This window comes from Aquitalea sp., assembly GCF_030150775.1.
GTDB lineage: Bacteria > Pseudomonadota > Gammaproteobacteria > Burkholderiales > Chromobacteriaceae > Aquitalea > Aquitalea denitrificans.
Genome location: NZ_JASLFG010000041.1, coordinates 40,122 through 53,408 on the forward strand (window position 1 = coordinate 40,122; position 13,287 = coordinate 53,408).

Here is a 13,287-nt window from a genome sequence, read left to right on the forward strand (position 1 = left end):
TTATTTCGCTGCCTTCACAAACTGGTTGCTCACATAGGGGCTGTAATCAGCCTGCAGGCTGTCCACCTTGCCCTGCGATTTCAGGAAGGCTGCGGTATTGGCCACGGCCTGCACGAAAGGCTTTTGCAGCAGGGCGATCTGGTCTTTCTGGGTGAGGAAGCGGTTACCCTGCAAGCCCAGCACCACGTCGGCCGGAGCCGCGCCGGTCAGGCGGCTGATCTTGTCGATATTGTCCTTGTTGGCGATAAAGGCCTTGGGGTTGGCCACATAGCCGGCGATGGCATCCAGCGATACCTTGGCAAACTTGTTGACGAATTCCGGATGGGCATCGGCAAAGTCCTTGCGCACGATCCAGATATCGTAAGTCGGGGCGCCCCACTTGGAGACTTGTGCCGAGCTGGTCAGCACCTTGCCGTTAGCCTTGATCTTGCCCAGTGCCGGGTCCCATACATAGGCGGCATCAATGTCGCCGCGCTGCCAGGCAGCAGTGATTTCGCTGGGGCGCAGGTTCAGCACATTCACCTTGCTGGCATCCACATTCCAGTGTTTGAGCGAGGCCAGCAGGCTGTAGTGGGTGGTGGATACATAGGGCACGGCCACTTTCTTGCCGATCAGGTCCTGCGGCTTGGCAATCTTGCTGCCATTGCGCACCACCAGTGCCTCGGCGTCACCGATTTCATCGGCCACCAGGAAGGTAACAATCGGCAGGCCACGGCTGGCGGCAGCGGCCAGCGGGCTGGAACCCAGGTTGCCGATCACCACGTCGCCCGAGGCCACGGCGGCAATCACTTCCGAACCGCTTTCAAACTTGCGCCAGTTGATCTGGGTGCCGGTGGCCTTTTCATAAGTACCGTCAGCTTGCGGAATCTTGGTAGGGTCGATGCCGGTCTGGTAGGCGATGGTCACGGTATCGGCGGCGTGAGCCAGATTACCCAGCAGGGCAAGGGAAGCTGCAATCAGGGAACGTCGGATTGTCTTGGCTTGAGTCATGGTGTATTCCGCTATTGGCTGTGTGTTTGATGAACACCAATCTAGCAAGCGGCACCACGAAAACTAAGCAAGAAAAAACGGTTTGCTTAGCAGAAAATTGCAATAAGCCCACCTTCCTTGCAAGACTGGTCAGCCCGTTCACAAGTCAGCAAAAAATAGCAAAATATCGAAGCCCTGATTGATATTACGCAAATCGCAGATCATCACCGCGAGCGAGTATTTAAACTATTAGCCAGCGAAATTAATATCCAGCTAAAAGATATGTTTGTAATTTTCAGTAAAATAAAGGACACAACACAAATAATTTCCCGATTCCATACCAAGCCAAGTAAAGTAATTGAAAATAACAAAATTAGTTTCAACAATAGATAATAACTCACCAGTAGTCGGAGACCTGAATGTTTGGGACAGCAAAGAACAGACGTATTGAAGAACTACAACAACGCGTACAGCAACTGGAACAGGATCTGCAGCAAAGCCAGGCACGCCAGCATGACAGCGAGCAGGCACGCCAGCAGGCCGAGCAGCAACTGCAGGACCTGCAGCTTTCCAGCCAGCGCAATCAGAGCTATATCGAACCGTTTGGCGACTTCTGCGGTAGCCTGGCCAGCATCCGCACCTCCTTTGCCGACCTCGCCACCCTGATGGAAAGCAATTTCGGTGCCGCTGCCGATGCCGTCAGCACCCTGCATGGCACCCGCGGTGCCGTGGACACCTTGGCGCACAGCTTTGATGAAATTGCCCAGGCGCAGCAGAAAACTGCCGAATCCATGGACTCGCTCAACAGCAAGACCGGACAGATTCGCCAGTTTGTACAACTGATCAAGGATGTGGCCGACCAGACCAATCTGCTGGCATTGAACGCCGCTATCGAAGCCGCCCGCGCCGGCGAACAAGGCCGCGGCTTTGCCGTGGTAGCCGACGAAGTGCGCAAGCTAGCCGAACGCACGGCCAATGCCACCAATGAAATCTCCAGCCTGGTAGGCGATGTGGAAAATGCCTCGCAAAGCACCAAGGAACAAGTAACCGAGGCCGCCAGCCAGGTGGCTGGCTATCGCGAAACCGGCATCGAAACCGCTGACGCCATCCGCAGCATGGTGAATGTCAGCGAGCAGATGGCGCGCGTGATTGCCCAGGGAACCAACACCAGCTTCATGGAGGTGGTGAAGCTGGATCACATCGTGTTCAAGCTGGATGTCTACAAGGCCTTCATCGGCTATCACGATCTGTCGTCGGACAAGGTGTCCTCGCACCATCACTGCCGCCTGGGCAAGTGGTACTACGAAGGCCGTGGTGCACAGGAGTGCAAGGGCAACAGCAACTACAACCAGCTGGAAGCGCCGCATGCCAATGTGCACAACTTCGGCAAGGATGCGCTGGATGCCTTCCACGCCAAGGACTTTGCCAAGGCCCAACAGGCACTGCGCCGCATGGAAGATGCGTCCAGCCAGGTGATGGACATCCTCACGACCATGGAGCACGAACCCTGCACCCGCCAGATCTGAAGCCGCTGGCTGCCCAAGCTTTACAACAAGAAAAAGCCGGTCCATGACCGGCTTTTTGCTTACCCGCCTCTAGCATCCAGACAGGCACGCAAAGCGGCAATATGCGCCGGCCCGGTACGGCAGCAACCACCAATCAGCCGCGCACCGGCTTGTCGCCAGCGCCGGGCCTGTGCAGAAAAATCTGCCGTGCTGGCCGTGCCGTGCCAGCACTTGTGCTGGCCATCCCACTGCTCGCCCGAATTGGGGTAGGCCAGCAATGGTCGGCTTGTCACGCTAGCCGCCTGGCGCAGCAGGCTTTCCACCCAACGCGGATCGGTACAGTTCACCCCCAGCGCCACCACCTGCGCCACGCCGTCCAGCATGGTAATACAGTCTGCCAGCCGTTCGCCCTGCCACACACGGACTGCATCCCGGCAACTGAAGCTGATCCAGGCCGGCGTGGCGGGAAACTCCTCCTGCAACAGCCGCGCCAGCGCCAGCGCCTCTTCCGGGCAGGGAATGGTTTCGCATGCCAGCAAGTCGGCCCCGCTGGCGGCCAGCACAGCCAGCCGAGGCCGGTGAAAATCCATCAGCTGAGTCACGCTCAGGCCATAATCACCCCGGTATTCCGAGCCATCCGCCAGCATGGCCCCGTAAGGCCCCACCGATGCCGCCACCAGCGGCGCTGTCGCTGTTTCTGGCTGTTCTGCCATGAAGCGTTGGCGCGCCTGCAAGGCCAGATCAACCGACAGCTGCATCAGCCCGGTGGCTTGCTGTCGATCCAGCCCGCGCCGGGCAAAGCCCTCAAAACTGGCCTGATAGCTGGAAGTGGTGATGATGTCGGCACCGGCCTGCAGATAGTCCAGATGCAATTGGGCGATTGCCTGTGGCGCTTCCAGCAACACGCGTGCCGACCACAGCGGGTCGGCCAGATCAAAACCACGCGCCTCCAGCTCGGTGGCCAGCGCGCCATCCAGCAGCAGGCAATCGCTTTGTACCAACTTGTCCTGCAACACGTTCAAGGCCGTGCCACTCATGTCGGGCTCCCCGGTTTTTGCTGCATGCGCTGGCGCAGGGCCTCGACGGCATAGCGCACCTTGGCCGGCTGGGCATCACGCCGTGGCGTCACCACATAAATGCCCAGTGCCGGCAGACGCCACTGCGGCAATACCCGCAGCAGCCGTCCCTCGGCCAGCTCCTGCCGCACTTCAGGCTCGGGCTGGATGGATAGGCCCATGCCGGCCAGGACAAACTGGCGCGCTGCCAGGATGTTGTTGCTGCTGACCCGCCGCGCCACCATGGGCCGCACCACTTCGCCTGCCGGGTTTTCCATGGTCAGCCAGGTGTGGCTGCGTTCATGGTCCAGCATTACCCACTGGTGTCCCTCCAATTGTTCCGGGGTAGAAATGGCCGGGAGGCGCGCCAGATAGGACGGCGCGGCGCACAGCACGCTTTCCCAGTCTGCCAGATGGCGCGCCACCAGGGAGGAGTCTTTCAGATCGCCGGCGCGCAAAGCCAGGTCGATGCGGTGCTGCACCAGATCAATCATTTCGTCATGAAAAAACAGCTTCAGGCTCAGGCGCGGATGGGCGGCCAGCAGCGGGGCCAGCGCCTCGGTCAGCATCGGCCCGGCAAAGCCGGTGGGAGCAGACAGCCGCAGCTCACCTACTGGCGCGTCACGTAGCTCGTTCAGGCGCTGCTCGGCCAGGCGCGCGGCGGCCAGCATGTCGGCACAGCCCTGATAAAACAGGCTGCCGGCTTCGGTCAGCGTCAGGCTGCGCGTGGTCCGGTGCAGCAAGGATACGCCATGTTCTGCCTCCAGCTTGCTGACATGCTGGCTGACCGCCGATGGTGTCATGCCCAGCGTGCGTGCCGCCGCCACCATCGAGCCCTGCTCCACCACGGTGGCAAATACCGCCATCCGCCGCAAGATATCCATATTATTAAGTCCTGCTAATTTATTAATGCCAGTATCGCCTGATTATCAGCCGTACTACAAGCTATTACACTTGCTTCCATCAACTATCGAAAGGAAAGCAAGATGAAAATCGCCCTGATTGGTGCCACCGGTTTTGTCGGCTCTGCCGTATTGCAAGAACTGCTGGCACGCCAGCATCAGGTATCGGCCATTGTCAGCCGTCCGGAACGCCTACCCAGCCACCCGCAACTGACGGCGGTGAAGGCCGATGCCTACGATGCCGCCGCCATTGCCCAGGCGGTTGCCGGACACGATATGGTGATCAGCACCTTCAATCCGGGCTGGGACAAGAGCGACATCCGCGCCCTTTTCCTCAAGGGCCATGCTGCCATTGTGGCTGGCGTGAAGCAGGCCGGTGTCCCGCGCTTTCTGGAAGTGGGCGGTGCCGGCAGCCTGTATGTGGCACCGGGCGTGCAACTGATCGACACCCCGCACTTCCCCGCCGAATACAAGGAAGGCGCGGAAGGTGCCCGCCAGGCGCTGGCAGCCCTGCAACAGGAAACCGTGCTGGACTGGGTGTTCCTGTCGCCGCCGGCCCTGCTGGCACCGGGCGAGCGCAGCGGCCAGTACCGTCTGGGTGGCGATGAACTGCTGATGAATGGTGACCAGCCTGCCGGCATCAGCGTGGCCGACCTGGCCGTGGCCATTGCCGATGAAGCCCAAACCCCGCGCCACAGCCGCCAGCGCTTTACCGTGGCCAACTGATTTCCTGCGCCGCCACTTCCAGCCGCCATGCACCTTGCAGGCGGCTTTTTGCGCTTGCCCGCGACATGCTGCAAGCGCACATCAAAACCCGCGTCAATATTGGCGTTGACAGCCATTCCCGGCTTATCTACAGTGCCAGCCAGCCGTACTGGATGGCGCAGGAGAGATCACCCCAGCGGTGACGCCGAAGGGGTATCGCCCCAGAAACTCTCAGGCAAAAGAACTGCACCATCGTCTGGCTCTCTGGAGAGAAGACCCGGGCATCTGCCTGGCGGTCTCGCCGAAGGAAGGTCGCCTGCCGACCACAATCTCTCAGGCAAAAGGACAGAGGGGGCCAAGACTGTGTCGTGCCTGCATGCCTGCCTTCCGGCCATGGTTGCGGGACAAGCCCCCGGCCTGCCAATGGCTGCCCGGCACGCACAGGCCCGCGCCCGCTCGCCAACCCCCACCCGGTTACCGGACTTGACGCTTCACGACGCCTGATGGCCGGAAGCAGAACAGTCAGCCTGCACAAAGCATGACACGCTGACACACGACACACGGGCCCGCGTCCGCAAGCTGGCGAGCCCCCACCCGCAACACCTGCAGACTGCACGGCAGACTGCCTGCATCAGACAAGAGAGCATCATGGCAATCAGTGTTTTTGACCTGTTCAAGATTGGTATCGGCCCGTCCAGCTCCCACACGGTTGGCCCCATGCGCGCCGCGCGCCAGTTTGTCACACGACTGGAAAAGGATGGCCTGCTGACCACCACCCGCCGTGTGCGCAGCGAGATGTATGGCTCGCTGGGTGCCACCGGCAAGGGCCACGGCTCGGATACCGCGGTATTGCTGGGCCTGGCGGGCGAACTGCCCGACATGGTGGATACCGACGCCGTGCCGGACATCCTGGCCAATATCCGCCGGGAAAAACAATTGAAACTGCTGGGCGAGCACGCCATTGCCTTCAACGAGCCGGACGACCTGATCCTGCACAAGCGCAAGACACTGCCCTACCACCCCAACGGCATGATCTTTGAAGCCTTCGACGCCGACGGCAACAGCCTGTCCAAGCGCGCCTACTATTCGGTAGGTGGCGGCTTTGTGGTGGATGAAGCAGCCATCGAAGCCGGCTTCACCCCACCGGGCGTCACCGAACTCAAACACCAGTTCAATACCGCCGCCGAACTGCTGGCACTGTGCAAGGAACAGGGCAAGAGCATCAGCCAGATCATGCTGGAAAACGAACTGGCCTGGCGCAGCGAGGAAGAAGTGCGCCGTGACCTGCTCACTATCTGGGGCGTGATGCAAGCCTGTGTCAAACGTGGCTGCCAGCGCGAAGGTATTTTGCCGGGCGGCATGAAAGTAAAACGCCGCGCTGCCGACATGTACCAGAAACTGCTGGCCGCACCGGAAGCCGCGCTGCGCGACCCGCTCACCGTGATGGACTGGGTGAATCTGTACGCGCTGGCGGTGAACGAAGAAAACGCCGCCGGTGGCCGCGTGGTAACCGCCCCCACCAACGGTGCTGCCGGCATCATCCCGGCGGTGATGCATTACTACGCCCGCTTTGTGCCAGGTGCCAGCGAAGACGGCATCGTGCGCTACCTGCTGACTGCAGGTGCCATCGGCATCCTGTTCAAGCTCAATGCCTCCATCTCCGGTGCCGAAGTGGGCTGCCAGGGCGAAGTGGGCTCGGCCTGCTCGATGGCGGCCGGTGCGCTGGCCGAGGTGATGGGCGGTACGCCGGAACAAGTGGAAAACGCAGCCGAAATCGGCATGGAACACAATCTGGGCCTGACCTGCGACCCGGTGGGCGGCCTGGTGCAAGTACCGTGCATCGAGCGCAATGCTATGGCCTCAATCAAGGCAATCAATGCCGCGCGCATGGCCTTGCGTGGCGATGGCCAGCACTGCGTGTCGCTGGACCGCGTGATCAAGACCATGCGCGATACCGGCCGTGACATGAGCACCAAGTACAAGGAAACCGCACGTGGCGGCCTGGCCATCAATGTGATCGAAGTACCGGTGAACGTGGTGGAGTGCTGATACCCGCACCTTGGCCTGCGGGCCAAAACACAAAACGCCGTGGACAATGTCCACGGCGTTTTTCATGTGTATCTCTGCCAGAGAACTAAACGGGGAGCGGCTCCAGCTTGCGCAGACGCAGGGCAATCAGCAGCAGTGCCAGCAAACCCAGCGCAATCATCGCCGCCACGCCATTCCATTTGCCCATGCCCCACAGCAGGCCGGAAAACGAGCCCACCACACTGGAACCCAGATAATAAGCGGTCAGGTAAAACGCCGAAGCCAGCGCCTTGCCGCGTTGCGCACGGCGGCCTATCCAGCTGCTGGCCACCGAATGGCCACCGAAAAAGCCGAAGGTAAACAGCGCAATGCCCGGCACCATCAGCCACAGCGAATCCGCCAGCGTGCACAGCAGCCCGGCGGCCATCAGCACCACCATCAGCCACAACATGTTGCGACGGCCAAAGCGGTCGGCCATGCGCCCCACCCAGGCCGAGGCCCAGATACCCACCATATACAGCGAGAACACAAAGCCCAGCACGCTGTGGCTCAGATTGAAGGGCGCGGTCAGCAAGCGGAAACCCAGATAGTTGTACAGGCTGACAAAGCAGCCCATGAACAGGAAGGCTGACAGGAACAACCAGGGCAGGCCGCCGTCGGCAAAATGGCTGCCCACATCGCGCCGCAGTTCGGCCAGGTTCAATGGCACCGGCTTGAAATGGCGCGAGTCCGGCAGGCTGCGCCAGAATTCGATGGCCCCGGCAATCCCCAGTACACCCAGCGCCAGCACTGCGGCACGCCAGCCAAAGTGGTCGGCAATCACCGCGGCCAGAAAGCGCCCGCTCATGCCACCCAGCGCATTACCGGCGATATACAGGCCGATGGAATGGCCCAGTGACAAGGGCTCCACCTCCTCGCTCAGATAAGCCATGGCCACGGCAGGCAAACCGGCCAGCACCACGCCGAAAATGGCACGCAGATAAAGAAACTGCTGAAAGCTGGGCGCAAAAGCTGCCAGCAGCATCAGCACGGCAGCCAGACTGAGGGCAATATTCATCACCGGTTTGCGCCCCACCTTGTCCGCCAGAAAGCTGGCCGGAATCAGCGCCAGCGCGAGACCGGTGGTGGGCACCGACAGCACGCTACTGGCGGCAGCCGGGCTCAGGGCAAAGTCCTGGGCAAACATCGGCATCAGCGGCTGCATGCTGTACAGCATGGAAAAGGTGCAGAAGCCGCCGACAAACATGGCCCGTGCGGTGGCACGAAATGCGGGAGAACCGGCTTGCAGGCGGGCGCTGGAGGAAATGGTGTTCTCCTGTGCGGAGGCGGTACCTGCATTCAGCGTAGCAGCACAGGAAGCAGAATCGGGAGGCATGTTCAAACCGGTAGCAGTGATACAGGATTCGAGCTTAGTCCTTGACAAAACAGCAGTCCAATATATCTTTATTCAATTATTAATACTTTAAAAGTATCAATATGGAACTGCGCCACCTGCGTTATTTCGTCACCGTTGCCGAGGAGCTGCACTTCACCCGCGCTGCCGAGCGCCTGCACATCGCCCAGCCGCCCTTGTCCCAGCAAATCCAGTCACTGGAAGCTGAGCTGGGCGTGGCCTTGTTTCTGCGGGAAAAACGCAAGGTGGAACTGACCGCTGCCGGTCAGCAATTTCTGCAACGCGCCAGGCGCATTCTGGCCGATACCGAAGAGGCCGCCGAACAGGCCAGACGCGCCGCACGTGGCGAGGTGGGCGAGCTGCGCATCGGTTTTACCTCCTCCCTGCCGCTCACCCCCATCCTGCCCGCCGCCTTGCATGCCTATCGCCAGCACTATCCGGCAGTGCGGCTGACCTTGCGTGAAATGTTCACCACCGACCAGTTTTCCGCCTTGCAGCAGCAGGATATCGACGTCGGCTTCGTGCGTTTCAACGGCCTGTCACCAGCGGACAACATCCTGGTGCAGGAACTGCGGCGCGACCCGCTGCTGGTGGTGATCAACAGCAACCACCCGCTGGCGGGCGAGCCCAGCCTGTCGCTGGGGCAATTGCGCGACGAGGGCATGATCAGCTATCCGCGCAGCGCCGGCACCGGCCTGCACACGGTCATCCGCCAGCTGTGCGAGGCCAAGGGCTTCGAGCCACGCATCACCCAGGAAGCGGGCGAAGCCACCACCCAGGTGGGTCTGGTGGCAGCCGGGCTGGGCATCGCCATCCTGCCCTCGCCGCTGAACTGCGTGCAGCTGCCCGGCGTGCGCTATATCCCGCTGACCGACGACGGCGCGTATCTGGCCATGGGCATTGCCACCCGCGAGGGCGACAGCTCGCCACTGGTGGGCGGCTTCATCGCCCATCTGTGGGACGAAATCCCGGCCATTTAGCGCTGCCCCCCCTGCAGCAGCATCGTTACTGCCTGCGACGACGCGCCTTGCCTCAGGAGTGCTACGCTATTTTGTTAGCCGCTCCAAGGAACAAACGGCAGGCCACGTTGCCACCGCACGCCATACAGAGGAGAACATCATGCAGCAGCCATCAGACCATCAACCAAATCCGCACCCTGCAGGCCCTGCACGAAACCCTGGGCGGCCCGCGGCTGGCCATGGTGGTATGTAACCAGCACGGCACCCTGCACTGAGCCCGGCTTTGTCGACCTGCAGCTGACCGAGTGGCCGCACTGGACCGGCCCCACCCTGCCCACCGGCCTGTCACCGCAAGAACATGACGGTGCCCGGCTCAATATCGAGGCGCGCCGCATCAGCGACCTCTATCTGCTGACCGCGCGCTACCGCTGCGCGATGGAGCAGCTTTCCAGCCGAGAAACCGATGTTGCCCGCCTGTTCGGCGAATACCAGACCTACAAGGACATCGCGCGCAAGCTGGGCCTGTCGCCGCATACCGTGCGCCATCACATCCGCGATCTACACCAAGCTTGGCATTAACGGCAAGGCGGGCATCGCCCATCCCTTGCACCAGCAAGCGCCATTTGGCTGATCTCCCCAGCCTGCGGATTCCACCCGTAAGTCACTGCAGCTGCCATCGTCCGCCATGGCCGGCAGGGAAAGTTGCGTCCCCATGTTACTCACCCCCCACCCCCACCCAAAGAAGCATGCCATATCCCCGTTTCGCCCCGTTCCAACCACCCTGGCGGCCAGCCTGCCCGGCCATGCCACCAACAGCTTTGACAGCAGCCAGGCCATGTTGCGTCTGGTACATGTTTTCTGAGCTGACTGCCCGACAAGAGAATCCGCCCAACGGATCACCCGCTACAGAGGAAAAACCATGAACACGCTCTCCCGCGCCAAGCCCGCAGTGCCAGCACACCATGCGCGCCCGGCCATCGCCGCCATTGTCGGTTTCGCAGCCATCGTCCCTGCCCACACCTGAAGCCAAGGAGAAACCATGACATCCGCGACTGCCTTTTATTTTGATGAGCTGTGCATGTGGCACAGCGCCGGCCTGCATGCACTGACCCTACCGGTAGGCCGCTGGGTGCAGCCCCCGGCAGCCGCCGGCCATGCCGAATCGCCGGAAACCAAGCGCCGGCTGAAAAACCTGCTGGATGTGGCCGGCATCAGTCGTCAGCTGCGCCAATGCACTGCCGAGCCGGCCAGCCGTGAAGACCTGCTGCGGGTGCATGGCGCAGCCTATCTGGATGAATTCAAGCGCATCAGCGATGCCGGAGGTGGCGAACTCGGCCCGCAAGCACCGGTCGGGCCGGGCAGCTATGACATTGCCTGCCTGTCTGCCGGCCTTGCCATCGCCGCCGTGGATGCGGTGTGGCGCGGCGAGGTGGCCAATGCCTATGTGCTGACGCGCCCGCCGGGCCACCACTGCCTGCCGGATGCCGCCATGGGCTTTTGCTTCCTGTCCAATATCGCCATTGCCATCGAAGCGGCCAAGGCGCGCTACGGCATCGAACGGGTGGCAGTGCTGGACTGGGACGTGCACCACGGCAACGGTACCCAGGCCATCTACTACCAGCGGCCGGACGTGCTGACCCTATCCATGCATCAGGACGGCTGTTTCCCGCCGGGCTACAACGGCAGTGAAGACCGCGGCACAGGGGCCGGGCTGGGAGCCAATATCAATATCCCGCTGTTGCCGGGCAGCGGCCACGACGCCTATCTGTACGCCATGCAGCGCATCGTGCTGCCGGCGCTGGCGCGCTATCAGCCGCAACTGATCATCGTCGCCTGCGACTATGACGCCAATGCGGTAGACCCACTAGCACGCATGCAGGCACACAGCGATACTTTCCGCCAGATGACCACCCTGCTGCGCAGCTTTGCCGAACAACACTGTGCCGGCAAGCTGGTGCTGATGCACGAAGGCGGCTATTCCGAAGCCTATGTGCCGTTCTGTGGCCTCGCCACCATCGAAGCCCTGTCGGGCCTTAGCAGCGAAGTAGTCGACCCGCTGCTGGACTTCATCCGCCAGCAGCAGCCCTGCACGGCCATGCTGCAATTGCAGTACCGGTTGCTGGATGAGATGGCCGCGCTGCACAGCCTGTAAGCCCTGCCACCGCAGCGTTGATCTACCTGGCTGAAACGAACAAGGCCCGCCAATGGCGGGCCTTGTGCTGGCCACGGAGTGAGGCCTGGCATGACGACATCAGCATCAAACCGTCAGCACGGCAGGGCCGGGCATGACATGCAGAGGACATGTCAGCTGTGCGGCACCATGATCGGTCATGGACTGCCCCATGCCGTAGCGAGAGCTTAGGCTTTGGAATGGATCATGCCGCGGCGCTGCTGGCCGGCAACTGATGTTGCCGGCGCAGGCGAAGTCAGCAAGGCAGAACTGCTGGGCAGCGTGAAAGGTACTTTGGCATCCAGATAACGGGCAAAGCGCATGGCGCTGGTGGCAAACACGGCATACACCAATGTTTCATCGTTGTCCGCTGCTATCCCGCTGGGATAACAGTGATGATCCAGATCACAGCGCCACTGCAAGCGGAGGTCCTGTTCATGCGCATCCTCATAATGCGTGAACAAGGCGGTAATACGCTGCCTGTTGGCATCAATTCCCAGACTGGTCTTACTCGCATCAATAGGAATGAGTGGCAGATCAGCCTTGCCACCGAAGGCATGATTAAGCATTTCCTGACTCAGATGAACCACCCGTTTGGCCTTGATGGCAAAAATCACCGGCAACTGGTGATTGGGCAGACAGGGCACCGTCGCCAGGCTGCGCTCGTCGCCCTTGTTATCACAGCGCTTGCTGCGCGTCGCCATTTGCTGCAAGAAACGACGGTAGTCACTTCCCGGTACCAGCTCGTAAATGGCCGTTTCCACCGCCAATAGTGCCTGCATGTGGTGGCTGGCCATATTGGCGCCCCCGCTAAGAAACTGCGCCGCATTTTCCAACTTGATGCCACCAGACTGATCTTGCTGATACAGAAACAGAATGGCTGGTGGCATATCCGGACTTAACCAGGCGGCCAGGGCGTCGGGTTTGTCCGGCATCACCACAGGCCCTTGACTATCTGTTTTACTGTAGCTGCGCCGGATGACATAGGAATCAGAGTGATAGCCCTGTAGCAGTTGGCCATCATCCAGCCTGACTCCGCCCTCAAGTGGCCGAACCGATTCCAGCTCTCCATCCTGGTTGAGCTTGGCATAAACAAATGGCAGTTCACCCACATCAATATTTACCACGCCTCCATTATCAAACAACATTGAAATAAACGGAATTGCCTGATCAGTATCAGTATATTGGCCACTCCCGGCATGACGAAACGAACCCAGAAAGCCAGTCAAGTTGGCACTGGCACAGCCTACCAACATCGAGGCAATCACAACAATGGATACAAAGTCTTTTAATCTCACAAAACACTCCTTAAATATATTAAGTAATACAAATATGTATTTCGATAGAGAATATCGACTGCAATACGTTCCATTGGGTGCAATTTCCACACACAGACTAACACCACCCAAGTCATTTTCAAATGTCATCACATCTTGAATATCAGTCACAGCCGCACTGATTTCTCAGCAATATCGGCCACTAATATAGGATCTGGCATTTAAATGACATACACCGCCAATACTGAACCAAAGTACAGTTAATAAGAAAAATCAAATATAACTTATTGCTAATTCAGCGTGATGGCTCAACAATTCATACCG

At 60.3% G+C, this 13,287-nt stretch carries 12 protein-coding genes and 1 riboswitch; of the genes, 7 read left to right on the forward strand and 5 right to left on the reverse strand.

What is annotated here, in order from left to right; translation table 11 throughout:
- On the reverse strand, positions 1-990 hold the full coding sequence (gene tauA / locus QVF59_RS14690; RefSeq protein WP_287880908.1) for a taurine ABC transporter substrate-binding protein: 990 nt from the start codon (positions 988-990) through the stop codon (positions 1-3).
- 398 nt (positions 991-1,388) lie between these two features.
- Between tauA and QVF59_RS14695 the strand changes: the two genes are divergently transcribed.
- The gene (locus tag QVF59_RS14695; RefSeq protein ID WP_287880910.1) at positions 1,389-2,495 is read left to right on the forward strand and encodes a methyl-accepting chemotaxis protein; all 1,107 of its coding nucleotides are present in this window, start codon (positions 1,389-1,391) and stop codon (positions 2,493-2,495) included.
- Between the two features lie 59 nt (positions 2,496-2,554).
- On the opposite strand, the gene mmuM is transcribed toward QVF59_RS14695, so the two are convergent.
- The gene (mmuM, locus tag QVF59_RS14700; RefSeq protein ID WP_287880912.1) at positions 2,555-3,511 is read right to left on the reverse strand and encodes a homocysteine S-methyltransferase; all 957 of its coding nucleotides are present in this window, start codon (positions 3,509-3,511) and stop codon (positions 2,555-2,557) included.
- A complete protein-coding gene (locus QVF59_RS14705) occupies positions 3,508-4,413 on the reverse strand; it encodes a LysR family transcriptional regulator (RefSeq protein WP_287880914.1) in 906 nt (301 codons plus the stop codon). The genes mmuM and QVF59_RS14705 overlap by 4 nt, the downstream gene beginning before the upstream one ends.
- 102 nt (positions 4,414-4,515) lie before the next feature.
- On the opposite strand from QVF59_RS14705, the gene QVF59_RS14710 reads away from it, so the two are divergent.
- Together QVF59_RS14710 and QVF59_RS14715 are read left to right on the forward strand one after the other, a co-directional pair.
- Complete coding sequence (locus QVF59_RS14710) at positions 4,516-5,157, forward strand: NAD(P)-dependent oxidoreductase (protein ID WP_287880915.1); 642 nt, start codon at positions 4,516-4,518, stop codon at positions 5,155-5,157.
- 148 nt (positions 5,158-5,305) lie between these two features.
- Positions 5,306-5,393: riboswitch (glycine riboswitch) on the forward strand.
- Between the two features lie 391 nt (positions 5,394-5,784).
- Positions 5,785-7,185: an L-serine ammonia-lyase gene (locus QVF59_RS14715; protein WP_287880916.1), complete on the forward strand. Its 1,401-nt coding sequence runs from the start codon at positions 5,785-5,787 to the stop codon at positions 7,183-7,185.
- A gap of 85 nt (positions 7,186-7,270) precedes the next feature.
- On the opposite strand, the gene QVF59_RS14720 is transcribed toward QVF59_RS14715, so the two are convergent.
- Positions 7,271-8,539, reverse strand: a complete 1,269-nt coding sequence (locus tag QVF59_RS14720) for an MFS transporter (RefSeq protein WP_287880918.1) — start codon at positions 8,537-8,539, stop codon at positions 7,271-7,273.
- Positions 8,540-8,640: 101 nt separating this feature from the next.
- Between QVF59_RS14720 and QVF59_RS14725 the strand changes: the two genes are divergently transcribed.
- The 4 genes from QVF59_RS14725 to QVF59_RS14740 all read left to right on the forward strand — a co-directional run bounded on the left by QVF59_RS14725 (position 8,641) and on the right by QVF59_RS14740 (position 11,668).
- A complete protein-coding gene (locus QVF59_RS14725) occupies positions 8,641-9,537 on the forward strand; it encodes a LysR family transcriptional regulator (RefSeq protein WP_287880920.1) in 897 nt (298 codons plus the stop codon).
- A 107-nt stretch (positions 9,538-9,644) separates the two neighbouring features.
- On the forward strand, positions 9,645-9,791 hold the full coding sequence (locus tag QVF59_RS14730) for a hypothetical protein (RefSeq protein WP_287880921.1): 147 nt from the start codon (positions 9,645-9,647) through the stop codon (positions 9,789-9,791).
- A gap of 160 nt (positions 9,792-9,951) precedes the next feature.
- Positions 9,952-10,095, forward strand: a complete 144-nt coding sequence (locus tag QVF59_RS14735) for a LuxR C-terminal-related transcriptional regulator (RefSeq protein ID WP_287880923.1) — start codon at positions 9,952-9,954, stop codon at positions 10,093-10,095.
- 460 nt (positions 10,096-10,555) lie between these two features.
- Positions 10,556-11,668 carry a histone deacetylase-like amidohydrolase gene (locus QVF59_RS14740; protein WP_287880924.1) on the forward strand — a complete coding sequence of 371 codons (1,113 nt, stop codon included), beginning with the start codon at positions 10,556-10,558 and terminating at the stop codon, positions 11,666-11,668.
- A 206-nt stretch (positions 11,669-11,874) separates the two neighbouring features.
- Here the strand turns inward: QVF59_RS14740 and QVF59_RS14745 are convergent, their stop codons facing one another.
- Entirely contained in the window at positions 11,875-13,134 is a 1,260-nt protein-coding gene (locus QVF59_RS14745; RefSeq protein WP_287880926.1) for a hypothetical protein, read from the reverse strand.
- Positions 13,135-13,287 lie beyond the last annotated feature (153 nt).

What these genes read in the sequence shown, in the direction of transcription:
- QVF59_RS14720 (WP_287880918.1), bottom strand. Translation starts at nt 8,539, where the DNA reads ATGCCTCCCGATTCTGCTTCCTGTGCTGCTACGCTGAATGCAGGTACC.
- QVF59_RS14715 (WP_287880916.1), top strand. Translation starts at nt 5,785, where the DNA reads ATGGCAATCAGTGTTTTTGACCTGTTCAAGATTGGTATCGGCCCGTCC.
- mmuM (WP_287880912.1), bottom strand. Translation starts at nt 3,511, where the DNA reads ATGAGTGGCACGGCCTTGAACGTGTTGCAGGACAAGTTGGTACAAAGC.
- QVF59_RS14740 (WP_287880924.1), top strand. Translation starts at nt 10,556, where the DNA reads ATGACATCCGCGACTGCCTTTTATTTTGATGAGCTGTGCATGTGGCAC.
- QVF59_RS14705 (WP_287880914.1), bottom strand. Translation starts at nt 4,413, where the DNA reads ATGGATATCTTGCGGCGGATGGCGGTATTTGCCACCGTGGTGGAGCAG.
- tauA (WP_287880908.1), bottom strand. Translation starts at nt 990, where the DNA reads ATGACTCAAGCCAAGACAATCCGACGTTCCCTGATTGCAGCTTCCCTT.
- QVF59_RS14710 (WP_287880915.1), top strand. Translation starts at nt 4,516, where the DNA reads ATGAAAATCGCCCTGATTGGTGCCACCGGTTTTGTCGGCTCTGCCGTA.
- QVF59_RS14735 (WP_287880923.1), top strand. Translation starts at nt 9,952, where the DNA reads ATGGAGCAGCTTTCCAGCCGAGAAACCGATGTTGCCCGCCTGTTCGGC.
- QVF59_RS14695 (WP_287880910.1), top strand. Translation starts at nt 1,389, where the DNA reads ATGTTTGGGACAGCAAAGAACAGACGTATTGAAGAACTACAACAACGC.
- QVF59_RS14725 (WP_287880920.1), top strand. Translation starts at nt 8,641, where the DNA reads ATGGAACTGCGCCACCTGCGTTATTTCGTCACCGTTGCCGAGGAGCTG.